The sequence below is a fragment of the Flavivirga eckloniae genome, from assembly GCF_002886045.1.
GTDB lineage: Bacteria > Bacteroidota > Bacteroidia > Flavobacteriales > Flavobacteriaceae > Flavivirga > Flavivirga eckloniae.
In genome coordinates this window covers 1364638-1389400 of sequence record NZ_CP025791.1, presented here as the reverse complement: position 1 = coordinate 1389400, position 24763 = coordinate 1364638, and the positions used below count along the sequence as shown (strand labels likewise).

The following is a 24763-nucleotide window of genomic DNA, read 5'->3' as shown; positions in this document are numbered from 1 at the left end:
TAAAAATGATAAAGCAATCATCATTAACAAGAGGTTTAATTTTAGTAGTGTTTGCTACACTATTATCTTTAAAAGGCAATGCACAACAAGATCCGCAATACACGCAGTATATGTATAATACTATGAGTGTTAACTCTGCCTATGCAGGACAGAGAGATGCTTTAAGTGTAACAGGTTTATATCGTACACAATGGGTAGGTATAGATGGCGCTCCAAAAACTATAACTTTTGGAGCCCATTCCCCATTGAGAAATAATCGACTAGGATTAGGTTTAAACGTAGTAAGCGATAAATTAGGTCCTGCAAGTGAAACAAATGTTGATGTTAATTTTTCATATACAATTCCAGTAGATGAGATTAGAAAAATTGAGTTTTCATTTGGTATTAAAGCAGGGTTTCATATGCTGGACACAGATTGGAGTAAAGGTGTCTTTCAATACCCAGATAGAGTTTTTAACGATAACCTAAGTTTATTTTCTCCAACTATTGGAGCTGGTATGTACTTACATTCAGAAAAATGGTATTTAGGGCTTTCAGTTCCAAATTTCTTTTCAACAGATCATTATGATGGTATCGAAGAATCTGTGGCAACCGAACGCTTACACTATTTTTTAATAGCGGGTTACGTTTTCGATGTAAGCGAAAATGTTAAGTTAAAACCGGCAACTCTGGTAAAAGCAGTATCTGGAGCGCCAATAATAGCAGACCTTTCGTTAAATGCGCTTTTCAACGAAAAAATAACATTAGGTGTAGGCTACAGATGGGATGATTCCTTTAGTGGTCTGGCAGGGTTTCAAATTAGCGATGAGTTATTCATTGGGTACGCATACGATTTAACAACTACAAAGTTGAATAGTTATAATAGTGGTTCACACGAAATAATGTTAAGATTTGAATTAAAACCTGTGGGTAGAATTTTATCACCAAGATTCTTCTAAAAAGATATTAGGACATGAAAAAAAGATCATTTATAATACCGTTATTGGCTTTAATAATTGCTAATACAGCCTTTTCACAAGGAGGCATAAAAAGAAGTGCCAAGAAAAAATATGATAATTTATCTTATGTAGAAACAACAGAGCGTCTTTTAGAAGATGTAGAAAAAGGTAATAGGTCGCCGGAAGTATTACAAAGTTTGGCAAATTCCTTTTATTTTAATGGTAAAATGGAAGAAGCAGCTAAGTGGTATGGTGAATTAATCGCTTTAAATGCAGAAGGTTTAGATCCGGAAAATCATTTCAGGTATGCTCAAGCTTTAAAAGGTACAGGAGACTATGAGAAAGCAGATAAAGTATTTAGCGATTTTAAGGCATTAAAGCCAGAAGACTCAAGAGGGCAGTTATATCAATCGAACTACTTAACGGTTATAGAGAAGCGATCTGATAATTTTGAAATGAAAAATCTGGAAATAAATACAACATTCTCAGATTTTGGTACTTCGGTTTATCAGGATAATTTGATTTTTGCATCTTCAAGAGATGAAAATGAAAAGATTTATAACTGGAACGAGCAGCCTTTTTTGGATTTATTCGAATCTAATCCAGACGGTACTATTTCTGAAGTAAAGGGTGAGGTAAACACAGAATATCATGAATCGTCTACGGCATTTACCAAAGATGGAAAAACCATGTATTTTACAAGAAATAATTTTTATAAAGGAGAATTTAAAAGAAATACTAAAAGGCAGCACGGTTTAAAAATTTATAAAGCAGAATTAATTGAAGGGCAATGGACTAATATAGAACCTTTACCTTTTAATAGCGACGAATATAATGTGGCGCACCCTACATTAAGTGTAGATGAAACAAAGTTATACTTCGCATCAGATATGGAGGGTACATTAGGAGCATCAGATATCTTTGTAGTAGATGTTAAGGAAGATGGTACCTTTGGTGAACCAGTAAATTTAGGTCCAAAAATCAATACAGAAGGAAGAGAGAACTTTCCTTTTTTGAGTGATAACGGAACTTTATATTTCTCGTCAGATGGACATCCCGGATTAGGAGGTTTAGATGTTTTTGCATATAAAAATATAGAGAATATGACTAATCCGCGTAGTAATACTATTAATGTAGGCAAACCTATAAATAGCCAGAGAGATGATTTTGGTTATATTATTAACGAAAAAACGTTAAAAGGTTACTTATCATCAAATAGAGAAGGCGGAAAGGGAGATGACGATATTTACCAGTTTACCAGAAACCCATATCAAAAATATGTAAAAGGTATAGTCGTAGATAAAAGCACAGATGAGGTAATAACTGGTGCAGATATTGTTATCTATAATCATAGAAATGAAGTAGAAAGAACATTAAAATCTGATGAAAACGGGGCTTTTAGTTTAAATTTATCTGGTAGCAACAGCGAATACAAATCAAAAGCAACAAAGTCAGATTATAATGAAGATGTGCAGAACTTTAGTATTGATTCTGACGAAATAGAATTGGTGTTAACGTTAAAGTTGGAGAAGAGCGAAGTAGATTTATATAAACTACTTAATTTAAAACCAATATATTTTGATTTTGATAAATCAAACATTAGACCAGATGCAGAAAAGGAATTGGCTAAGGTTATAAGTTATATGAAGGAGTTTCCTAATACAAAGGTAGATGTAAGATCGCATACCGATTCGAGAGGTTCTGAAGGGTATAATTTGAGATTATCTAAAAGGAGAAATAAATCGACCATAAAATATATTGTTAAAGAAGGAGGAATAGAAGCGAGCAGATTAACAGGAAAAGGTTATGGAAAAACTGAACTAATAAATAAATGCTCAAGAGACGTTAAGTGTAGTGAAGAAGAGCATCAAGCAAACAGAAGAAGTGAGTTTATATTAGTTGAAGAATAAGGATATCTTTACCATATATAAAGAAAAGCATTCATATATCATGGATGCTTTTTTATTTTACATATTTGCTTTGATTTAAATTTCCAATAAGAATATGTTTTTTGATATATACTTGGTATTTTTGCCTTTCTATGGAAGAAAAAGTTATTCTTGTTAACGAAAAGGACGAACAAATTGGACTGATGCCCAAAATGGAGGCACATGAGAAGGCGTTACTTCATCGTGCATTTTCTGTTTTTATCTTTAATGATAAAAATGAATTAATGTTACAACAACGTGCTTTAAATAAATACCATTCCCCAGGTCTTTGGACGAATACTTGCTGTAGCCATCAACGTGATGGAGAAACTAACATTGAGGCAGGAAAAAGACGTTTACAAGAGGAAATGGGATTTGTTGTAGACTTACAGGAATCGGTTTCATTTATCTATAAAGCACCTTTCGATAATGGATTAACAGAACATGAATACGATCATGTTTTATTAGGTAAGTATAACGAAACCCCAATTATTAACCCAGACGAGGTAGCCAGTTGGAAATGGATGCCATTAGAGGAGGTTAAGACAGATATTTCAAAACAACCAGACTTGTATACAGAATGGTTTAAAGTAATTTTTGATAAATTCTACGAACATATAAATATGTCCAAATGAAAGTAACAGTTAGCAGAAAAGCACACTTTAATGCAGCCCATCGTTTGTACAGAAAAGATTGGAGTTTTGAAAAAAATGATGCTGTTTTTGGAAAATGTAATAACCCAAACTTTCACGGACATAACTATGAACTTATTGTAAGCATTACCGGTGAAATTGATAAAGAAACCGGTTATGTTATAGACATGAAAATATTAAAAGATATTATTAAAACCGAGGTTGAAGATGTTTTCGACCATAAAAATTTAAATGTTGAAGTACCAGAATTTCAAGATTTAAATCCAACAGCCGAAAATATTGCTGTTGTAATTTACAATAAGATGAAGCCAAAATTAGCAGCTCATTTAGAGTTGGAAGTTACACTTTTTGAAACACCTCGTAATTTCGTAACCTATTCAGGAAAATAATGAACAAAACATTGTATCCACTTAAATTTAACCCTATTTTAAAAGATAAAATATGGGGCGGACAAAAATTAAAAACCATTCTTAACAAAAAAAGTGATTTACCAAATATTGGTGAAAGCTGGGAAATAAGTGATGTAGAAGGCGATACTTCCATAGTATCCAATGGTAGTTTAAAAGGGCATTCGTTAAAAGAGCTTTTAGAAACTTTTAAAGGCAACTTAATTGGTGATAAAAACTATAAAGTATTTGGAGACAAGTTTCCATTGCTTATAAAGTTTATCGATGCCAGAGAAGATTTATCAATACAATTGCATCCTAATGATGAGTTGGCAGCTAAAAGACACAATTCTTTTGGAAAAACAGAAATGTGGTATACGCTGCAAGCAGACGAAGAATCTAATTTAATTGTAGGTTTTAATCAAGATATGACTAAGGAAAAATACCTAAGTCATTTAGAGAATAAAACACTGACCGAAATTGTTAACTTTGACAAAGTAGAAGTTGGAGATACTTATTTTATAGAAGTAGGTCGTATTCACGCCATTGGAGCAGGGGTGATGGTAGCCGAAATACAGCAAACAAGCGATATTACATACCGCGTTTACGACTGGGATCGCGTTGATGATGAAGGTAATGAAAGAGAATTGCATAATGATTTAGCAATTGATGCATTCGATTTTAATATGCCGGATAACTTTAGAGTAAAATACTCTAAAGAAGAAAACAAGTCTAACGAAATGGTAAGTTGTCCTTATTTTACAACGAGCTATGTTAAGGTTACAGAAACACTTAAAAAGAAAAACGAATACGATTCGTTCTTAATATATATGTGTGTAGAAGGCGATGCAGAAATTGTAGTTAACGGCGTTTCAGAGTCTATTAAAAAAGGCGAAACCCTATTACTTCCTGCAGCAATTACAGACTATGAAATAGCTTCTAAAAATGCAACACTATTAGAAGTTTATGTTTAATTTTACAATCAAATAAAAAGACAAATTATGGCAAATGTTAGAGATCTAAAAAAAGATATTAACTACGTTTTAGGAGATATTATAGAAGCGGTTTACGTTTGGGAATACGAAAACACAGATAAAGACACAAAGAAGAGTGAAGCAATTATCGATGAAGCCATTGCTACTTTTGATGAATTAATTGCAAAGGTAAATGCTAAGGATGTTGATAATGCAAAGGCGCATTTTAAGGCAATTAATGAAGAACTTGAAACCAAAGGTAAAGCCCTAATTGAAAAAATTAATAAATTAGGATAAATTTTTTAACGGACTACTTGCCAATATTAAATTAGATAGTATATTTGCAACCGTTAAATTAAGCCGATATAGCTCAGCTGGCTAGAGCAGCTGATTTGTAATCAGCAGGTCGTGGGTTCGAGTCCCTCTATCGGCTCTTGAAATTTTGAAAAACGCATCAGGAATTGACTTGGATTTTATTGCAAAACAAAAGTTAATTGAGACGAGAAGTTAACCCTGAGTGCAGTCGAAGGGAGTCCCTCTATCGGCTCAAAATTAAGATATGTAGGAGTCTTTAGTTGACTCCATAAAAAAGACCTTTCATTTGAAAGGTCTTTTTGTTTGAACAACTCCGAATAATTTATTCTTCCGAAGCTTTTATTTTATCTATAAACGATTGTAATCTCTTGCCATACTTAGAATTTTTAACTTTAGGAGTTAAGCTATTGTTTATAGTATCTAGAAATTTGATTCTGGCATTGTAAATTTCGGTAAGAGCGAGGTAAGGAGCCACTTCACTGTCTCGGTTATTTAATGCAAAATTTACGGTATATAAATATTTTCTTTTTAATGTATTTTCAGATTCTTTTTCCAAAGCCTTTACTTTTACCGTATCATTGTCTCTTTGAGCTTCAAAATGTTCTTTTATGAGATCTAAATTCTTATTGTTCATTTTAGTCATAATAGTTTGATGCTTTTCTAAAAGCTTTTGCTGAGGTGAGCCATTAATTTTAGCATCGAACACAAAGTTCTTTAATGTGGTATTGATTTCTGTAATGCCTTTATCTGCAAAAAATGTAATTCTATCTTTCTCAGAACTGTTTTTGTCTAAATACAAAAAGAATACTTCAGGAGATTCTATATCGCTATGAAGCTCGAATTGAGGAGTTCCATTTATAACTAAGGAATCTACAGTTACTAAAGCAGTATCAATAACTTTTTTAAGATATACAGTTCCTTTTTTTAAATCCTTAATAGTTCCTTTAACTATTAAATCCGGGGCTTTATCATTACAGGAAATTATTAAAAGAGCAAAAAGGAAGAGTGAGATTTTTTTCATTTCAAAATTAATTTAGGTGCGCAAATATCTAAAAATATTATTTAAAACTACCCTGCAACAGATGCTAATTCCATTAAAGTGGCACAGAGTAAAGCAGAGAATGTACCAATGGCATAACCAACAACAGCAAGCAATACGCCTACCGTTGCTAATGATGGATGAAAAGCCGCAGCAACTACCGGGGCAGACGCAGCCCCACCAACGTTTGCTTTACTACCAACAGCTAAAAAGAAATATGGCGCTTTAATAATTTTAGCAATAACAATAAGAAGAAGGACGTGTATGGCCATCCAAATAAGTCCTACGACTAGTAATCCAGGGTTTTCAAAAATAGAACCCAAATCCATTTTCATACCAATACTCGCAACTAAAATATAAATAAAAACACTACCTATTTTGCTGGCCCCAGCTCCTTCGTATCTTTTTGCTTTTGTAAATGATAAAATAATCCCTAAAACGGTTGCAATCGTTATCATCCAAAAGAAAGTAGATGTAAAAGATGATAAGGCAGAGGTTTTATCATTAAAAACCTCAAAATTGGTAGTTAAAAAGGTAGAAATTTTGTTTGATCCAAGATGAGCTATTCCAACTACGGTAAAAGCAATTCCTAGCATCATTATATAATCTGTTAAGCTAGCGTTTCTTGAAACACTTTTTTCATAGTTAATAACTTTTTGTTTCAGTTCTTCAATAGCCGTATTATCAGCTTTAAGCCATTTGTCTATTTTATCTTTTTTCCCTATTCCAAATAATAAAAACGCCATCCATATTTGCGCTACAACAATATCTACTAAAATCATAGCACCGTATTTTTCCGGATTATATTTAAATATTTCATACATGGCTGTTTGATTTGCTCCTCCACCAATCCAGCTTCCTGCTAAAGTAGAAAGTCCGCGCCAAACAGCATCGGGGCCTGCACCACCAACTGTTTCCGGACTTACTATAGATACTAAAAGCATGGCAATTGGGCCACCAATAACAATTCCTATAGTTCCTGTTAAAAACATTATCAATGCTTTTGGGCCTAAGTTGAATACAGATTTTAAATCTAGGCTTAGTGTCATTAAAACTAAAGCTGCAGGTAATAAAAAATCTTTAGAAATACTATAAACTTTTGATGTACTAGGAGAGATTAACCCCAATGAATTTAAAACAGCCGGGAGTAAATAACACATTAAAAGAGCAGGAACTATGCTGTAAAATTTAGCCCAAAACCCTGTTTTCAATGAGGATGTGTAAAAAACTAATGCAAGCATAAGCATTAGTAGTCCAAAGGTAGCGGTGTCATTTGTAAATAGCGGTTGATTGGCCATAAATTAATTTTAATGATTAAAAATTGCAAGATATGTTAAAATTTAGAAAGGATTTTTTTTAGTTTGGCACGGATATTGTGATATAAAAAGTAATTATATTTTAATTAAATAGTTTATTGAGTGGTTACTTTAAGCTTAAAAATGTAATTCATATTTTTGGTTAGTTAGTTAGTAAAAAAGCATCCTTCTCAGGATGCTTTTTTTATGTTGTTTCCTCTTAAATACAAGGCTTAGCATGATTTGGTAGCGGTTAAGGCTTAATAATGTATTTAGTTAAATGTTTTAATGTCTGCTATCCTTTCTTAAAAAATCAGCAAATTTTTTGGTCATAAAAGTTCCTTAGTTAAAAAATTATATTCTCTTTGTATGATGTTTTTGGTTTTTAAATCTAGCCAAGTATGTCTTTTTATACGTAAATACACCATTTTACCACGAAGTGGAAAATGATTTCTTCATGAAAACCATGAGGAATCAGTTTTGGATGAATTATTTTCTTTCGGAATGATATTGCGTTCTTCAAAATAAAGATGTAAAACTTCGTTTTTTTGCTTTTTTTTACTAAGTCAAAATGTTCTACTAATGACGGGGGATGAGTAAACTTAAGTAGGTCTAAATAAATGTTCAAGGGTATTTTTCAAAAAAGTATAAAACTTTTTTCCATGTCATATAACTAGGGATTACTATCTAATGATCCATTATCAAAGTGTGTATTTCACCGAATTTTATTATGTTTTCATCTGTAAATGTTAAAATTTAATGCATTTAGTCGATTTTATGTGTATTTTATCTTTTTAAATCATTTATAATTTTACTTTTGGAGTGTACTAAATAACACACTTTTTAGTTCAATGGATTAATTAATTAATATTTGCATTATGTTGTTGATATAGTAAACCTAAATCTAGCTTCATAATAAAAAAAGCAAATTGAAAAAAGGACCGAGTTTGAGGGAACTCGGTTTTTTTGTGTTCAATTTTTAATGCATTGAATTTTTATTTACATTAGCCTATAGCTTAAAAAATGAAAAAAATATTTTCATACCTACTTTTGTTTTATTCTGTTCTTTCTTTTGGACAACTGGAAAAAGGATTTGTATATGTTCATGATGTTATTCCAGATTTAGAAGTAGAGTTACGGTATTACACTTCAAATAATTTTGTAGGCAAGCCAATTGACGGTTACCAATCTAATAAGCTCATATTAACAGCAGAAACCGCAAAAAAGTTAAAACTGGTTCATGAAGAGTTACAGGAACAGAATTTATGCTTAAAAGTTTATGATGGATATAGGCCTCAACAGGCAGTGAATCATTTTATTCGTTGGGCTAAAGATTTAAACGATACTATAAACAAACATATATTTTATCCTGAAGTAAATAAGAGGGACTTATTTAAAGCAGGTTATATAGCTTCAAGATCTGGGCATAGTCGAGGCAGTACCGTAGATTTAACTATAATAGACGGAAACACAGGCAAAGCTTTAGATATGGGTAGTCCTTATGATTTTTTTGGACATGAATCTTGGGTAGATTACGCAAATATTACCGATAAACAAAAGGCCAATCGGCAATTGCTACAAACGGTTATGCTAAAACACGGTTTTAGAAATTACTCAAAGGAGTGGTGGCATTTTACATTACGATGGGAGCCATTTCCCAAAACTTATTTTGATTTTCTAGTTAAATAGATAATCATTACAAGATTCCTCCTATTTTAAATACTATTATAAATATTAGAATAACAAGGAACATGGGTAATAATACATTTCCAATAGCTTTACCTACATTGAAATTTTGTATCACCATAATACCAATTACCGTGATGACCATAGACCAAATAGCTATAACAATTTCAATAATAGCTACCGTAATATAAACAATACGTACGGTCTCTGATGTTGGAAAAAAATTGTCGGATAGTGCGTTAGGTCCATAAATAATTAATAGGAGAATAGATAGAATTGTAGATGCTATTATCGGGATATTAGACCAAGCAATAACCATCCTAAAATCTTTAGTGCTAGCGTTTCCATTTAAAAATGCACGTCCAAAATAATGTAAAAACCAGGCCGAAAAGTGATATACTCCCAAGGTTAATATAGCTCCGAAAATTAACATGCCGAAAAAATAACCAAGTCCGTTAGCATCCCAACCAATATTTTTAGGTATTACTCTTTCGAAAGTGGTTGTTAGTGCAGAAATGATCAATAACAATTGAACATATTGTGTTGGGGCACGTTTCTTTAAATAAGTAAAAACTAATTTGGGCTTAAACCAAATTTCGAATAGCAGATTATTTAAATCTAATGCTTCAAACTCTTTAAGTTTTTCGAATTCATCAAATTTACTTGTATTGTCACTCATTTCTGTAAATATAAAACAAAAAAGGGTTAAAAAAAGTCATATAATATGTACTTTTTTTAACCCTTTTTAATTTTTTTGATTGACGATTTATTTCATATTATTCTTTATCTAGATTTTTAGTCATATTAAAACCTGTAAATAACCCAATACCAGCCATTAAGAAAATACAGCTTACATATAGCGGACCTTCTTCCATGTTTGTATAAATATTTAAAATAGATGCTATAAATACACCTAAACCTATTCCCATTAGTAATAGAGCTAGGTTTAGTATTAATACTTTCCAAATAGGAGCTGTATAGCTTTTACTCTTTCCTTTTACAAAAATGGTAGCATCGGCACCTTTTTCTATAAGCGCTAAACGTTCTTTGTTGCGTGTTGAAAAGTATAAATAAAATACTCCGAAGATGGTTCCAAATATAATTGGTACTATGATTAATTCTGATGCCATAATTGTTTGTTTTTAATTGATTAATTTTAAACTGTTCATAGCTTATGACGATACGTTCTTAATTTAGGTTACACTTTTTTTTAAAAATAATTTTTTGTTTGGGTGTAACCTTAAACAAAAAGAAGTCGTCTTATTTTAAAATGACCATCAACGACCAACATTATATCAATCTAGTTATAAGTGGCGATACTAGTGCTTTCGAAGTATTGGTGGAGCGTTATAAGGATTTGGTGTTTACCTTAACTTTGCGAATGCTTAAGAATAGGGAAGAGGCCGAGGAAGTGGCGCAAGATACTTTTGTAAAGACGTATAAATCGTTACACAGGTTTAAGGGGGATTCTAAATTTTCGACCTGGATTTATAAAATAGCTTATAATACGAGTTTAGATAGATTAAAAAAGAATAAAAAACATTTTAATGATGTTGCAATTGATGAATTTACAGCACATCAATTAAAAACAATAGATGATGCGTTAGACCGCTTAGAAAGTGAAGAACGCAAAAAGTCTATTCAAGATTGTATTGCTTTGTTACCGGGAGACGATAGTTTTTTGCTAACTTTATATTATTTTGAAGATCAATCCTTGGAAGAAATATCGAAAGCCATGGGGATAACACCTAATAATGTAAAGGTTAAATTGTTTAGAAGTAGAAAAAAGTTAGCCACAATTTTAAGAGCTCGGTTAGAACCTGAAATAATTGAATATTATGAACGAGAACGCAGATAAGTATTTAGATGACCTAACTAAAAAAGTAATTAAGGAGGAACCTTTAGAGCGTCCGTCTTTTAATTTTACAGCATCTGTAATGTCTCAGGTTACGGCGTTAAGTAGAGATGATGTTACGGTTTATAAACCTTTAATATCTAAAACAGGGTGGCTTGCTATTTCAACAGTGTTTTTAGCTTTAATTGGTTATTTACTTTTCGGTATCGAACAAGAGTCCTCAAGCTGGTTGAGTTCTTTGGATTTTAGTGCCTTGTTTAATAATAAGGTTACAGATTTATTATCGGCAGTTTCTATACCAAAAACACTTGTTTATGCCATTGTTCTTTTTGGACTTATGTTTGGCATACAAATACCGCTATTAAAAAACTACTTTAATCGAAGGTTACAGAATTAAAACCTTGTAAAAGCGGTAACGATGTCTTTGTGTTCGGGGTATTTCGAAATTAGTACGTCTCTTTCGGGAAGTTCGAAATCATTAAAATCAAATCCAGGAGAAACGGTACAACCCACTAAGGCATAAGCATTTTTATCAATAACCTCGGCTGCAAACCAATCTTGTGCTTTTACAACAAATTGGGGGTTTTGCCCTTCTTCTATATCATTTCCTATAATGGTATTAGAGTATTTGCCATCATCAGAAATCATATGGAGTTTAATAGGTGATCCTTTATAAAAATGCCAAATTTCATCTTGTTTAATTCTATGGAATGCAGAAAAAGAATCTGAAGTTAAGAGAAAGTAAATAGACGTTGCATAATTTCTTTGCCCGGAAAAACCTACACCAAGATTTTCTTTATTAATAACTCCGTTACTTCTGTAAACTTCTTTAAAATAGCCACCTTCTGGATGAGGTTGTAATTGAAGTTTGCTAACGATTTTTTCTATATCATTCATATACTTATAAGTTTAGTACCAGCGTTTCTTTTTCTTTTTAGAAGCTACACTTTTACGACCTTTTTTATGTTTGCTACCTGTTTTTTTAGATTTATGAACAATAGGTTTTGCTTTAGGATCTAAAGGGTAGGGGTGATCTTCAACCACATCTATTTGAATCTGAATAAGCTGCTGTATTGTTTTTACATAATTCTTTTCATCTGCCGAACAGAATGAGTAAGACGCTCCTGTATTTCCGGCTCTGGCAGTTCTTCCTATTCTATGCACATAGGTTTCGGGTACATTGGGAAGGTCGAAATTTATAACAGCATCTAAATTATTAATATCGATACCACGGGCAGCAACATCTGTGGCTATTAAAATGTTAACCTGATTCGATTTAAAGTTTTTTAGGGCTTCTTGTCTTGCATTCTGACTTTTATTACCATGAATACTATCTGCCTTATAACCATTTTTTAATAAGGTTTGCTCTAATTTTTCAACACCAAATTTGGTACGTCTAAAAATAAGGATACTACCTTTTATGGTATTTCTAAGCAAATGCAGACACAGCTCAATTTTATTACGTTTAGGCACATAATAAAGTGCTTGGTTAATGTTTTTTGATGTTGATGAGTTAGGAGTCACTTCAACACGTTCTGGCGATTTTAAAATACTGTTTGCTAATTGCTCTACTTTATAGGGTATGGTGGCAGAGAACAACAAAATTTGCTTTTCTCTGGTACAAAGGCGTTCAATTTTTTTAACATCATCAATAAACCCCATATCCAACATTAAATCGGCTTCATCTAATACCAGGGTTTCTACATAATCCAGATTAGCAACATCTTGTTTGTGCAAGTCCAGCAAACGACCCGGTGTGGCAATTAAAATATCCACACCTTTTTTTAGAACGTCTATTTGAGGTTCTATTGCAGTACCGCCGTAAATCACAGTACTTCTTAAGTTGGTATAGGTGCTATAGTTTTTAAAGTTTTCTCCAATTTGAATGGCTAATTCGCGAGTGGGGCTTACAATTAAAGCACGGATTTTTTTTCCTCGTTTTGAGGCATCCTGTTTATCAAATAACAACTGTAAAATAGGCAAGGCAAAAGAGGCTGTTTTTCCTGTGCCTGTTTGAGCCGAAACAATAACATCTCTTTTGTTTAGAACTAACGGAATTGTTTTTTCTTGTACAAGTGTTGGGGAGTCATAACCGGTTTCTGCAATAGCCCTTAAAATAGGCTTGTTTAATTGTAAGTCTTTAAATGACATATTTAAATTTTATGCCGCAAAGATACATCAAAATAAACTCTGTTATTTTAAGAACCTTCTTATTTTATCTCGTTTTCTTAAGGGTAGTGCTTCATTATCTATGGCCAATTCAATTAGCGACTTACTTTTATTTTTCGAGAATAATAAATCAAAAAGTTGCCATGTGCTTATGCTGTTTTTTGCCTGTTCAACAAGTTTAAAAGTATCTCCGTTTTTTACAAGTCCTTCTTTTAAAATACGTACATAAGTTCCCGGAAAGCCATATTCTATAAACTCTTTTAAGGCATTTTGGTTTCCAAATTTAACACCAAATTTAAAACAAGGTTCACGTGGCTGAGTAACTTGAACCAGTGCTTCACCTACTTCATAAATATCGCCAACATAGATGTCTTTTTCGTTTAAATCGGAAATAGTAAGGTTTTCACCAAACATACCATGGTTCCAATCTAAGTTTGGATATTTGTTTTTCCAGTAATCATAATGGTTTTCTGAAAATATATAACAGGCTTTAAACGTTCCTCCATGTACTTTTCTATCTGATACTTCATCGTCTTTAACCCCTTCCTTTCCTAAGAGGATAGGCGTGTTGGTTGGGTTTTTATAAATACCAGTTGTTAATTCTTTTTCGTTCCAGATGATTGTAGTTGGTTTGGCGATGTTGGTAGAAAGGACTTTCATATACAATATTGTTTTATAACAAAAATAGTATAAAGTAAATTCTAGTGAGTTTTTATCTTATTTTTCTTTGTAAGGACAGGTTTGAAAATACGTTTGAAGACTAAAATTTCTGTCTTCAAATTTTTCATGTAAAATTTTAAAATGTAGAATCCTGTCTACTCTAAAGGCTCTATAATCTTGTCTTAAATAACACCAGGCAATTAGAATCCATTTATGATAAATGGAGTACATAGCGTAAGGTTCTACTTTTCTAAAGGTAATTTTGGTGTCGCTTTCTTTTTTGTAATTAATTTCAATAAAATTAAAATTGGTAATGGCCAGTTGTATTTCGGAAAGCGCATTGCTGGAAATGTTTTCGTAAGTTGGGTTGAAAATATGAATCTTGCTTTGCAATAATTCACTCTTTTCCTGAATAGACGTTCTAAAAACCGATTTTATTTTGGTTAACGCTTCATTAAAATCATTAACAAAGGAGGTGTCTTTAGATTGATTTATTAAATGCTCTGCAGTAATTAATGCATTGGCTTGTTTTTCTGTGAATTGTACAGGGGCAACGGAATAGCCCTCCATTAAGGAATAACCTCTGCCTTCTATGGTAGTAACGGGTACGCCTGCTTCTTCGAGCTTTCGAATATCTCTGTAAATGGTACGTATGCTTACCTCGAACTTTTTGGCAAGTTCGGTAGCTGTTAAAAGTCGTTTCGATTTTAACAGGGTTAATATGGCTATGAGTCTTGATAATTGAGACATAATAACAAAGATAGTGAACCGCTTCGCAATCCACTATCTTTTGTGCCATGTACGGCATTCGTTTTTTGATTGAATAAGCTTTAAAAGACTTCCGAATTTTATTGCGTTTTTACGACATAGAATGTAATGCTATTTTATTGCCTTCTGTATCTGTAAAATGAGCTATGAATCCATTTTCGTCAATATCCGTTTTTGGCATTACAACTTTACCACCGTTAGCTTCTACTCTGGAAAGCGGTACGGCTAAATCGTCTCCGCCATTTAAATAAAGAATGGAACCATCGGTAGATGGATTCATCCCTTCACCTTGAATAATAGCACCACCAACGCCTCCATTTTCTTTATCATGCGTGAAAAGACCATATTTGTATTGATCTCCTGGCATGGGATGATCTGTAATTTCGCTGTCCATAACTGCGGAATAGAATTTTTTGGCTCTTTCGTAATCTTTTACTGGAATTTCAAACCAGACAACTGCGTGTTTCATTTTAAAATTGATTTTTATTATTAAACTTAATGCAAAGATATTTGGCTTAGTGTCGAAGTATGTCAGGGGTTGTTTTTTGTTGAAAAAAAATTATTTGGAACAATTCTTGTTGCTTTTATTGCATGGAAAAAACAATTACAATTGCCCTCTTCTTTTTTGTATCTATCGTATTTAGCCAGGAAAATAAAATTACCGAATCGGACTTAAAAGGACATTGGGTTCAAGACCATTTAATTAGAGAAGTTGGTTTCGATATCAAGGTTTACAAACGCTGTAATTTTAATGAAAAAAGAACTACTATACATTTTAAACAAAATGGAAAGTATAATACAAATGTTAAATATAAACCAAAGAAAAGTCCGAGTGGCGTAGCCCCCAAAAATCTGAAAGGAGTTTATTCTTTAGATGTAAAGCAACAAGAAATAAAGTTTTATAGTTTTTTAGGTGATTTTAGAGAAAGCTGGAACATAATCTGGATTGATAAAAACACGTTTGGAGTAAAAATAAAGCAATCGAAACAGGTTTACGATTAATTACTTTCTTGATGAGTAATTAAATGGCTCTGTTAAAAACCGATTTGCTATTTCGTTAAATATTAATGGATTGTTTCGAGGTGGGCCGTAGTTAATTTTGGGTATAATTCAGTGTTGCTTATTGTGTACATTCTTAAATTCAATGTTTTAATAACCTTTCGACTTTAGTTTATGCTGAGCATTGTTGATGTACTCAAGGTGATACGTAACATATTTAGTGTATTTATTTAGACTGTTTTTAAATAGAATACATACTAATATAATGACTATATGTTTGTACATTCGTACTTTTTTGTTTTACAACATTTTTAAGTACAATTTATTTAGTACATTTATAATCTTAACCTAAATCTTATATTATGAAAAAGAGTAGCCTACTACTTTCTAGCCTAATTTTAACTATTTGTTTATTTGTTTCTTGTGGAAGTTCCACAGAAGTTTCTCCGGAAATGCAAGGATTTATTACTGCCATTAGTAGTACCAAATCGATTGATAAAGCAGCAGAAAAATACGGATATTCGAATGATGAAATTCCTTTAGGGTATTACGAACTTGGTGAAGCCAAAGTAACCTCGTCTACAGTGCAGGGTACTAAAACATGTTATGCTTTAAATGTAAAGCATGGTTTAGTTGATAGCGATATTAATGTTTGCTGGGAAGGCGCAAAGATTATTAGTATTACAGAGTAAACGTATTCTTGTTTAACAACTCTTAAAAAACCACATTGTGAAAACAATGTGGTTTTTATATTTTTAGCTAAAAATTAATTCAACGTATCAACTAAAATAGTTGAGCGGATGCTTTCTGTTCTTTACAAACAACTGTTGCTACGCTATTTGTTTTAATAAACAGTTCTACGTTTTCTATAATTATTTTGGTTGTAATTAACGTTCTATCGTTAAAATAAGAATCAGGAAATAAAGCAAAGAACGCATCGTATTTTTTTCTTGATAAGATATCTTTTCTGGTATCATGCTCGGGATTGTTATAAATAATGGGCACAACCTTTAACCCAGTTTTGCAATGTTTTTTAACTGCATCTGTTAACCCGGATTTATCCAATAACATAATTAATGTAGCTATAGTGGAGAAGGGTGGTGTTATGAGATTGTCTGGATGTGTATAAACTTTCATAGACTAAATATTGTTTTTCTCTATTAGTAATATGTATAATATAAGTTGAACCCGCCTGACTAGTACAGGCGAGATTACCTCGCTAGATACTGAATTACTGAAACATGCTTCAACTACATTTGTAGGAGAGATTAACACAGGCAAGTTCAGTACAGAACAAGTTCAGTACTAGGAGTTATAGCCTTTAACGTAGTGACACAAAAAAGACGTGGAATTCAACTTATAGTATCAGAGGTACTGGTATACCGAGCAACAATAAGTGAGCCCACGTCCATAGACGTGAGCATCTTACTTATCTTCTCGTTGCTTAAAAATTACCAGTTTTCTGATACGAGATTCAAAGCGATGACTTCTAATTTTTTTATATGAAGAATCGCAAATATAAAACTTACAGTTCAATACAAACAGAACTGATTAAAACAAATATATAAATAATTACTGAATTGTCAAATTTGACAATTATTATTTTGAAAAAAGCCACAATTTCACAGAGTGAAGAAAACAAACAAAGCTTATTATAAAGCATTTGGAGAGCATCTAAAATCATTACTTGAAAAGTATAATAAAGATGTTATGACCGTTGCCTCAATAGGCAAAATTGAGCCGAAACAAGTATATCGTGTGTTAAAAGGGGAGCACGGAGCTTCTATGAAAACAATCTTGTCTTTGGCTGAAGGCTTAGAAATCCATCCCAAAGAGTTGTTTGATTTTGAGTATTAACAATAAATAAAATCTCTTAAGACAAATTTGAGATGGAAAGTATACCTAAAAAAAGGTTGTTAATGTCATTTGGTGAAACTTTGTCTAGAATTCGAAAAGAAAAAGACATTAGTTATAGGGAATTAGCTCAGTTGTGTGATGTTGACCATAGCCAAATTAGTAAGATTGAAAAAGGAAAGATAAGTCTTCAAGTAGTGACGCTATTCGAATTGGCTAAAGGATTAAATATTGAGCCTTCTGAATTATTAAATTTTGAGTTTGAATATGAATGAAACTTTAGTAAGAAGAAAGATCGTTGTATGGGCTAGATTTATTACACAAAACAGATAGAATCGAGTACTGATTCAGATGATTAACAAAACAATTATAATAATAGAAAATGAAAGCATTTTAATTAGTTTAGCTTTATCTATTATACTTATGGTTTTTGGATTATGGCTAGGTAAAGTATTCCTATATAAATATAAATTAAAAACATTTAATGATATTAGGGGTTTCGGTGTCGCTATTGCAAGCATTTTAGGAGGGCTATACCTATTAATTGATACTTTATGGAGCTTGTAAATTAAATGATAAGAAAGAATAGTCGAGTGCATACAATGCTCTAAGCATTCGTTATAAGAGAGTGCTAGCAAAGGAACTGTTTTACAATCAGAGAATATTATTTTTATTTTTCATTTTTTTAGGATTATTCATAGCGCTTTGTGTGAAATTTATTTTCACATAGACTTCATTCATCTTCGAATTCTTCTTTTCTTCCTGAAATGTCAGCCATTAATTTATCTCTTAATTTAGCTTGTTCAACCAGCTCTTTTTTTGTGATTTCCAAATCTTTTAAATCTTGAAAATTTGTTTTCTCACCATTTAATATTTTTGCTTTAAATGAGTTGTAGCTATTATTTATTCGACTTCTTGTTATTGTTGATTTTATGTTATACCCAAACCTTTGAGCATTTGAAGTCATTGCTATTTCGATTTCGTTATGTTTTTTTATTTTCCTTTTACTTTCAACGAAGTTAGGAACATATTTTATAGCTAAGAACATGACGATTATTAAAATTACTAGTTCCATATTTTTTGTGTTTCTCCTTCTGGCAGATAACTTGGCATGAAATCAGTTTCAATGCTGAAATGGCTTTTTTGATATAATTATATTACAACAATAAGATAAAAAGGGTGGGTAGTTAAGATATTGAAAACTCTTTAGTAGACACTCGTTGCAAACGAGCGCTAGCCTAGCAGTATAATCCGCAGTCTTTTTTATTTTTTTCTTAATGCTTTTAAAATTCGCTCCTCATTAATTACGATATCTCGGAATAAAACGTGTGGAAATTCTGTATATTTTGATGTTTTAAATGCCTCTGAAATATTCGATAGAGTAGAAGCTGTAATAAGTGATAAATTCATTTCCGTATCCATTTCGCAATCCGTTATAAAATCATCGCTAAATTCTGGTGCAACAAGCAGAATTTTAACAATTCGTAAATCGTTTTTTAGTGCTAAATTTTGATAAGATTTTAATTGCCTCGATACTGAACTGAATTTATTATAACCTCTTTCTTTGCTGGTTTTACACTCTATGATAATAATTTCGTTATTTCCTAAATTTAACAGAATATCCATCATATCCTTTTTGGTATTTAGATTCTTTTTGAAGAGGTCATCAACATTAAACCCTAAACCCTTAAAAATGACTTTGGTTAAATCTTCAAATTTGATTCCGAGTTCACTTTCTTTTACTATAATTCCGTTCTCTTTTAACAAGTTTAGATTTCTGTAAGCGACATTTTCAAAATTCTCTAAATATAAATTCTCAACATCTTTATAGTGTTCGAGAATATTTAAAATATCATTTCCCCGTTGTTTAATTCCATTGTTTTTGATGAATTTAGAGATATCTTGTTTTGTAAGCAGATCCAAAATATCTCTTGGTTTAATATTATAATCGAGTAAAAAATCTGCTTTGAGAACAAATTCGTCTTGCAATTCAAATTGATTTTTCATCTGTACGTTGAATTTAGGCAAGGATAAGTTTAATTCAGTTAGTAATTTGTCAAAACCGTCTAAAGAAATTCCTACTTTTTCGTCTCGCTCAATATTTTCAAAATATCTAATTAAACTACTTATTTTTTCTTCTAATGTACTTCCTTTTAAGTTTTTTATGTTTAAACTTTTTTCGCAAAGTTCATTTAAAGTCTTCTTTTTTTCGGTTAATGTACTTCCTGATTTATAAATGTCGTCTAAAAGTAAATTTGTGAAAGAAACACCTTCTTTTATGATTTTTTCAATTTTTTGAGAATATGGTAGTTTTCTGTCTATGTTATGCTCTCTTGCAATTTGATTTATTATAGGCTCTCTTAAGAGTTTAAGTGTTCTTCTATAAAACTTCTCTGCCACTTCTTTTTCTCTGATTTTACGAAGCATTCTAACCATTTCGTCTGCTACGTAAATTGTATTTTCCTTGTTGGAATAGAAAATAACACCAATGTTTTTAAGTCCTTTTATTACATCTTGAATATCAATTTTTTTGATTGGCAAGATTGAATAGTTTATTAATTTAACTTCTTCTTGTGAAAGCCCAAGTTGTTTAGAAAGTGTTAGAATAATTGAGAGCTCATCTGATGATATTTTTGCTTCTCGATTGTTTGCAATATCATTGTGATAGGCTGTATGCAAACAAGCTTTGTAAATTTTATAATCTCTTTTACGTGTTGTACTTAATTCAGATTTATCGTTTACAAAATCTACATTAAGTGATTTAATTTTACCTTTTATGTGTTTTATTTCATTTTCATATAACCTTGAAAACCAATCTTGCTTCATAATGCAGTTTCCGTCACGAATAATAATGTCAATTAGAATATCTAATTGTGACGTGATTTCTTGAAACTCACATTTTATGTGTTCTTGAAACTCATTTGCTGTTAAGGAAAAGATTTTTGAGATGTTTTGATTGTCAACCGATTTTAAACCTTTATCAGAAGAACTTAAAATCTTTTCGATTTCTTTATTATTTTTTGGGTTTTTAGATATGATATTGTCTATTATTTTGATAAACGAGTTTTTTTCTATTGAACCAAGTTTATCTAATATCTTTTCTAATTTCATAAGGTTTAATTTTTAGCTCTGTTGTTTTTGATGACTAATCAATGGTTTTGGTGTTTTTAAACTAATGCTCATTCGTAATTATTACAGTTAATAATAAAAGCGGGTGGTTATTTAGTGTCCATTATACAAGTATATAGATACAAAAACTCAAAAATAGACATAATGGCAAGTCCCACGGATTTAAAGCGAAGTCGATCGCTAGCAATATAGTATAATAACAACATATCTCTACGAAATCGCAAAGTCCGTAGAGATAATGTATAGATTAAATAATTTTAGAATTAAAGACTTTTATAGCTAATAATTAAATAACTATCGTTATTGTCTTTGTCATTAGAATCTTCGGATGTAACAGTAACGATTGTAGTGCCACCTGCAGATGAGATTATAGGATCGTTAACTACAGCTTTAACAAAAGGACCGTTGGGGCCAGATGTTGAATACTCAAATAATGCACTTATGTGTAGCGCTTGCCTGGTTGCTCCGATTTCATAACTGGTAGAACCGTCTTGCGTTTTCATGGGTACACCTTCTCCAGAACCTGAGAAAATTACTGTTGTTTCGCTTTGAAGCACTTTCCATGTGAGTGTTACTCTTTGGTAATAAGCTGCATGTGCATTGCAGACGATTAAGCCTGTGGAATCACTGCCAAATGTAACCGAAACGGGATTAGTTGCCATAATAGAATAGTTATTAAATTAATAATTTTTTGACTTTGAGTTACGGTGAACTCATCATGCTATCATTTAAAACTTAGGAAAGTATTGTGTAGGAATATTCATAAATATAACAATATCTTATTATTATCCTAAATATTTGAAAGTTAATTGTCTTGTTGTGAGCGTTTTTTTTAAAAAAAGTAGTGAATTAAACCTGTTATCATAACACGCTACTTTTACTAACTTTTAAAGGAATAGAAATTCCAACAGCAAAAGCTCTGGCATACTGCGCTAAAGTTGGTAGTATGTAATAGCGTTGTATAGTAGTTTTTTAATTTGCAGCTAGCTTTTTCTCCATAAAAGTACTTAGCGGGTCTTCTTTATACGCTCCAAACTTACTATAGATGGTATAGCCTAGTTTTTTGTACAAACCTATGGCATCCTTTGAGTAAGGCCCGGTTTCCAATTTTACCAGAACTATTTTTTTTGAGATTAAGAGCGCTTCCAATTTTTTAATTATACTTTGCGCCAGACCCTTTCCTCGCTGTGCAGGTGGTACATAAATACGTTTTAGTTCTCCGTAATCTGAAAACAATTTAACAGAACCTATAGCTACGACTTCATTATTTTCTATGGCACCATAGAAATAAACATTTTCACTTTGCAGCGTTTCAATACTATCTAAATGGCAACTATCTGGAGGGTATAACTTACTTTGATAAACATCTAGCTCATTAATTAAGGTTTCAGCTTGATTAGGGTTTATAAGTTCTATTTTCATGTTGGAGAATTAGTTTTTTACTTATGATTAGTAACAACCTGATATAAAACCTTTTTTATACCCTATGTTGCTTTTTTGTGAAGAGAACGAAATTATCAATTTTTTCTGTCAGGATCAATAAAAAACGACCTTGTTTTACAAGGTGGCTTTAGGTAATTTATAATGTTTGAAATGATTTTATAAGATGTTTGAGAAAGCAATAAAAATAAATCTATTAAACTTAATAGTTTGCTAGAGTATGGTTTTTAAACCCATTTTACGTTTAGTTTTTCTAGTTCAGTATTTAAGTCAGATAGCGAATCTGGGTCAATAATTCGTGTGTCGATTACCAGTTCCTCTTTGTCGGTTTTCAAAATATAATCATTTGCGAACTTTTTAATCTGCTTAATCTCATTTAGCTTTACTTTGCTACCAAGCGGATACATAACTTTTAAAACTCCTTTTTCTATACTCAAGTATTTATATTGTTTTTGATACAGGTAAACCAATAAATACATGAGTGAAAACCCAAGCCAGCCATAATCCTTCCAGTTTAGCTCTTCGCCAATAAAAGATATAACTAGAAACCAAACAAGCCACACAAGTGCTATAATTAAATTTACAATAACATGTCTTTTTTTGTAAGCTATTTTCATTTGTAAATTGTTTATTGTTATAGATTTAGATTGCTATTCTAAATTTAATCAATATTTTTTACAAAGTCAAGAGGCTAGCTTGATGAGATGCTCTCCTTACTGAAACAAGTTCAGTACATGTAGAGTGAAAGACATGCTACTTGATCATCTAGTAACTACACTTAAGTTGTTAAGTAATTCACTTTTTAGATTCCAGTTTTTCAAGCCTCGATTGCAATTCTAGAAGCATTTTGTTTACAGTACTCAATTGTTCTTTTTGTTTTTTTATTTTTTTCTCCTGGGCTATAGTATAAAGTGTTAATTCTTCAATTTTTTTAAGTAGGTTCATGTCCATTTCTGCTTGCATTACTCCATTTAGTTCAAACTCTTTAGCGGATGGGATTTCCGGGAGGTGACTGTTTTGCTTTATAAAGGTTTCTACTTCTGTTAGGCTTCTCAACTTATAATCGTTACTAAAAACATAATCTGGAGCTGGAACGGTAAGATCTATTTTTACTTCTTCGGCATGAATTTTTCCTTTAACGGTTAGTTTCATATCTGGGGTAGAAGTTCCGATGCCAATGTTTCCATTAGCAGAGAATCTCACCCTTTCATTATAACCTGCACCATCAGTATTACTGTTAAAAATCAGGTCGCCTGATCCCCAGATGCTTTTGCTAATTGATTGCACCTGCCATAATTGATAGCGAGTTCTGTTGTCTGTTGCATATCCGGAAGATTTGAAGAAAAGGCTTGACGAGTTGATTAAGTTATTAGAAGAACTTGCACTTACAGAATTTAGGTAGATATTCCCTAAAACATCCAATTTTTGAGTAGGATTCGTTATTCCAATACCAACATTTCCATTAGGTAATTCTGTGACTTGAGCATTACTAAAAGAAATAATGCTGCTTAGAGCTAGTATAAAAATTATTTTTTTCATTTTTTAACTTATTTTGTTACTAATAAAATTAAGAAATGTTTTTTGATAAAAAGTAAGGCTTAACCTTACACTTTATAAGGTGAAACCTTAGGGATATTAATAATGAATTAGAGCTCCTAAAGAACAAGAACCACTTTGCTTTAGCAAAGTGGTTCTTGTTTAAAAGTTTTATTTAATGTAATTATTTATTATTGTCAGTAACCTTGATTATTTGAAAGATATAAGGTATATACTTTTCTTAAGAGAAAAGAAAAATAAAACAATAATTGATTTATTTTACAATTAATTTAGATGTAGCCGTACCTATTTTAATGATGTACATTCCAGATGATGGGAAAGTATTATAATCAATAGAGTTTGAATTTGTTTTATGTACAAGCTGTCCTAGTAATGAATAAACTTGAATAGTATTGTTTTCTAAGTTCTTTATAGCTAATGACTCACCTTGTTGTATTGGGTTAGGACTGATTGCTAATTTTTCAGCCTTTACTTCTACATTTGATAAAGTTGCATCTTCTGCAGCCAAACGTAATTCATAAAATTCTGTAAAGCCAAACCCATTTTTGTCAAATTTAAGATCTGTTGCATTTTGTAACATAGTATTGGAAAAACCTAAAGCTACAAGATCAACTCTAGTAAGAGTACCATCAATAGACCAAGCGGCATCTTCTACGCCTCCCCAAACTTGAGTTTCGGTTTGCAAAGTACCATCATCATATGATAAAGTAATATCAAAGTTACCTTGCGCTCTATCAATAGGAGTTGCGTTTGCTCTTGCATAAGGATCAAAATACTTTAATGACTTTCCTGTTGGAATTGCAAAAGTAATGGTGTAATAGTTTTCGGCGTTGGATTGTTGAGGAAAATAATAGTCTGTATTTGAAGATACAACAGCGCTTGGGTAATCACTTGTAGGATTGTCAGGATTGTAAACGAAAGACGCTGCATCAGTGTCATCTATCATATAACTAGGTTGATTTCTTTTATCAGTGTAATGAGCAGCACCACCACCAGCACTACTGATAGGTACATTAACTAATTGAGCAAAAGATGTTTCAGCAAATAATAATACTGTAGTCAACACAACAATTGTAAGTAATTTTTTTTTCATTGTAATATATTTTAAGATTAATAAT

Annotated in this window: 30 protein-coding genes and 1 tRNA gene; 14 read left to right on the top strand and 17 right to left on the bottom strand. The window is 31.7% G+C overall.

Annotation, left to right across the window (positions count from 1 at the left end; translation table 11 throughout):
* The first annotated feature begins 5 nt into the window (after positions 1-5).
* From C1H87_RS05770 to C1H87_RS05740, 7 genes are all read left to right on the top strand, one after another.
* Positions 6-938 (top strand): PorP/SprF family type IX secretion system membrane protein, encoded by a 933-nt coding sequence (locus C1H87_RS05770; protein ID WP_102758185.1) that lies wholly within the window; start codon positions 6-8, stop codon positions 936-938.
* 14 nt (positions 939-952) lie between these two features.
* Positions 953-2848, top strand: coding sequence for an OmpA family protein (locus C1H87_RS05765; protein WP_102754907.1), 1896 nt, complete (start codon positions 953-955; stop codon positions 2846-2848).
* 131 nt (positions 2849-2979) lie between these two features.
* Positions 2980-3501 carry an isopentenyl-diphosphate Delta-isomerase gene (gene idi, locus C1H87_RS05760; RefSeq protein ID WP_102754906.1) on the top strand — a complete coding sequence of 174 codons (522 nt, stop codon included), beginning with the start codon at positions 2980-2982 and terminating at the stop codon, positions 3499-3501.
* A complete protein-coding gene (locus tag C1H87_RS05755; RefSeq protein WP_102754905.1) occupies positions 3498-3908 on the top strand; it encodes a 6-pyruvoyl trahydropterin synthase family protein in 411 nt (136 codons plus the stop codon). Before idi ends, C1H87_RS05755 begins: the two co-directional genes overlap by 4 nt.
* Positions 3908-4879 (top strand): type I phosphomannose isomerase catalytic subunit, encoded by a 972-nt coding sequence (locus tag C1H87_RS05750; RefSeq protein WP_102754904.1) that lies wholly within the window; start codon positions 3908-3910, stop codon positions 4877-4879. Before C1H87_RS05755 ends, C1H87_RS05750 begins: the two co-directional genes overlap by 1 nt.
* 27 nt (positions 4880-4906) lie before the next feature.
* Positions 4907-5176, top strand: coding sequence for a hypothetical protein (locus tag C1H87_RS05745; RefSeq protein ID WP_102754903.1), 270 nt, complete (start codon positions 4907-4909; stop codon positions 5174-5176).
* Positions 5177-5238: 62 nt separating this feature from the next.
* A tRNA-Thr gene (locus tag C1H87_RS05740) sits at positions 5239-5312 on the top strand.
* A 204-nt stretch (positions 5313-5516) separates the two neighbouring features.
* Here the strand turns inward: C1H87_RS05740 and C1H87_RS05735 are convergent.
* On the bottom strand, positions 5517-6215 hold the full coding sequence (locus C1H87_RS05735; protein WP_102754902.1) for a DUF4369 domain-containing protein: 699 nt from the start codon (positions 6213-6215) through the stop codon (positions 5517-5519).
* A 47-nt stretch (positions 6216-6262) separates the two neighbouring features.
* Positions 6263-7531, bottom strand: coding sequence for a DUF819 family protein (locus tag C1H87_RS05730; RefSeq protein ID WP_102754901.1), 1269 nt, complete (start codon positions 7529-7531; stop codon positions 6263-6265).
* Positions 7532-8551: 1020 nt separating this feature from the next.
* Between C1H87_RS05730 and C1H87_RS05720 the strand changes: the two genes are divergently transcribed.
* Entirely contained in the window at positions 8552-9217 is a 666-nt protein-coding gene (locus C1H87_RS05720) for a M15 family metallopeptidase (RefSeq protein WP_102754900.1), read from the top strand.
* 7 nt (positions 9218-9224) lie between these two features.
* Here C1H87_RS05720 and C1H87_RS05715 read toward each other — a convergent pair whose 3' ends face one another.
* Positions 9225-9893 (bottom strand): YIP1 family protein, encoded by a 669-nt coding sequence (locus C1H87_RS05715; protein WP_102754899.1) that lies wholly within the window; start codon positions 9891-9893, stop codon positions 9225-9227.
* 97 nt (positions 9894-9990) lie between these two features.
* Complete coding sequence (locus C1H87_RS05710) at positions 9991-10344, bottom strand: DUF6249 domain-containing protein (protein ID WP_102754898.1); 354 nt, start codon at positions 10342-10344, stop codon at positions 9991-9993.
* A 140-nt stretch (positions 10345-10484) separates the two neighbouring features.
* On the opposite strand from C1H87_RS05710, the gene C1H87_RS05705 reads away from it, so the two are divergent.
* Positions 10485-11072 carry an RNA polymerase sigma factor gene (locus C1H87_RS05705; RefSeq protein WP_102754897.1) on the top strand — a complete coding sequence of 196 codons (588 nt, stop codon included), beginning with the start codon at positions 10485-10487 and terminating at the stop codon, positions 11070-11072.
* Positions 11053-11466 (top strand): hypothetical protein, encoded by a 414-nt coding sequence (locus tag C1H87_RS05700; RefSeq protein WP_102754896.1) that lies wholly within the window; start codon positions 11053-11055, stop codon positions 11464-11466. The genes C1H87_RS05705 and C1H87_RS05700 overlap by 20 nt, the downstream gene beginning before the upstream one ends.
* Here C1H87_RS05700 and C1H87_RS05695 read toward each other — a convergent pair.
* The 5 genes from C1H87_RS05695 to C1H87_RS05675 form a co-directional block, all read right to left on the bottom strand.
* Positions 11463-11966 carry a cupin domain-containing protein gene (locus C1H87_RS05695; RefSeq protein WP_102754895.1) on the bottom strand — a complete coding sequence of 168 codons (504 nt, stop codon included), beginning with the start codon at positions 11964-11966 and terminating at the stop codon, positions 11463-11465. The two genes, C1H87_RS05700 and C1H87_RS05695, sit on opposite strands and share 4 nt — an antisense overlap.
* A 12-nt stretch (positions 11967-11978) precedes the next feature.
* Positions 11979-13220 carry a DEAD/DEAH box helicase gene (locus C1H87_RS05690; RefSeq protein WP_102754894.1) on the bottom strand — a complete coding sequence of 414 codons (1242 nt, stop codon included), beginning with the start codon at positions 13218-13220 and terminating at the stop codon, positions 11979-11981.
* 42 nt (positions 13221-13262) lie between these two features.
* Positions 13263-13898: an MOSC domain-containing protein gene (locus tag C1H87_RS05685; RefSeq protein ID WP_102754893.1), complete on the bottom strand. Its 636-nt coding sequence runs from the start codon at positions 13896-13898 to the stop codon at positions 13263-13265.
* A 57-nt stretch (positions 13899-13955) separates the two neighbouring features.
* Positions 13956-14648 (bottom strand): helix-turn-helix transcriptional regulator, encoded by a 693-nt coding sequence (locus tag C1H87_RS05680; RefSeq protein WP_102754892.1) that lies wholly within the window; start codon positions 14646-14648, stop codon positions 13956-13958.
* A 109-nt stretch (positions 14649-14757) separates the two neighbouring features.
* Entirely contained in the window at positions 14758-15135 is a 378-nt protein-coding gene (locus C1H87_RS05675; protein WP_102754891.1) for a VOC family protein, read from the bottom strand.
* A gap of 122 nt (positions 15136-15257) precedes the next feature.
* Here C1H87_RS05675 and C1H87_RS05670 point away from each other — a divergent pair, with 122 nt between their 5' ends.
* Positions 15258-15668 carry a hypothetical protein gene (locus tag C1H87_RS05670; protein WP_102754890.1) on the top strand — a complete coding sequence of 137 codons (411 nt, stop codon included), beginning with the start codon at positions 15258-15260 and terminating at the stop codon, positions 15666-15668.
* 359 nt (positions 15669-16027) lie between these two features.
* Complete coding sequence (locus C1H87_RS05665) at positions 16028-16357, top strand: hypothetical protein (RefSeq protein ID WP_102754889.1); 330 nt, start codon at positions 16028-16030, stop codon at positions 16355-16357.
* Between the two features lie 91 nt (positions 16358-16448).
* Here C1H87_RS05665 and C1H87_RS05660 read toward each other — a convergent pair whose 3' ends face one another.
* Positions 16449-16802, bottom strand: coding sequence for a hypothetical protein (locus C1H87_RS05660; RefSeq protein ID WP_102754888.1), 354 nt, complete (start codon positions 16800-16802; stop codon positions 16449-16451).
* Positions 16803-17294: 492 nt separating this feature from the next.
* Here C1H87_RS05660 and C1H87_RS05655 point away from each other — a divergent pair, with 492 nt between their 5' ends.
* Both C1H87_RS05655 and C1H87_RS05650 read left to right on the top strand, forming a co-directional pair.
* Positions 17295-17522, top strand: coding sequence for a helix-turn-helix transcriptional regulator (locus C1H87_RS05655; RefSeq protein WP_102754887.1), 228 nt, complete (start codon positions 17295-17297; stop codon positions 17520-17522).
* A 32-nt stretch (positions 17523-17554) separates the two neighbouring features.
* Positions 17555-17794 (top strand): helix-turn-helix domain-containing protein, encoded by a 240-nt coding sequence (locus tag C1H87_RS05650; RefSeq protein ID WP_102754886.1) that lies wholly within the window; start codon positions 17555-17557, stop codon positions 17792-17794.
* Between the two features lie 458 nt (positions 17795-18252).
* Here the strand turns inward: C1H87_RS05650 and C1H87_RS05640 are convergent, their stop codons facing one another.
* From C1H87_RS05640 to C1H87_RS05610, 7 genes are all read right to left on the bottom strand, one after another.
* On the bottom strand, positions 18253-18594 hold the full coding sequence (locus C1H87_RS05640; RefSeq protein ID WP_158655134.1) for a hypothetical protein: 342 nt from the start codon (positions 18592-18594) through the stop codon (positions 18253-18255).
* 188 nt (positions 18595-18782) lie between these two features.
* On the bottom strand, positions 18783-20630 hold the full coding sequence (locus C1H87_RS05635) for a hypothetical protein (RefSeq protein ID WP_102754883.1): 1848 nt from the start codon (positions 20628-20630) through the stop codon (positions 18783-18785).
* 281 nt (positions 20631-20911) lie between these two features.
* A complete protein-coding gene (locus tag C1H87_RS05630; protein ID WP_102754882.1) occupies positions 20912-21310 on the bottom strand; it encodes a hypothetical protein in 399 nt (132 codons plus the stop codon).
* Between the two features lie 310 nt (positions 21311-21620).
* Complete coding sequence (locus C1H87_RS05625; protein WP_102754881.1) at positions 21621-22070, bottom strand: GNAT family N-acetyltransferase; 450 nt, start codon at positions 22068-22070, stop codon at positions 21621-21623.
* Between the two features lie 245 nt (positions 22071-22315).
* Entirely contained in the window at positions 22316-22705 is a 390-nt protein-coding gene (locus C1H87_RS05620) for a hypothetical protein (RefSeq protein ID WP_102754880.1), read from the bottom strand.
* Positions 22706-22883: 178 nt separating this feature from the next.
* Positions 22884-23627: a myosin/kinesin family protein gene (locus C1H87_RS05615; protein ID WP_102754879.1), complete on the bottom strand. Its 744-nt coding sequence runs from the start codon at positions 23625-23627 to the stop codon at positions 22884-22886.
* 271 nt (positions 23628-23898) lie between these two features.
* On the bottom strand, positions 23899-24708 hold the full coding sequence (locus C1H87_RS05610) for a T9SS type A sorting domain-containing protein (protein ID WP_158655133.1): 810 nt from the start codon (positions 24706-24708) through the stop codon (positions 23899-23901).
* Between the last annotated feature and the right edge of the window lie 55 nt (positions 24709-24763).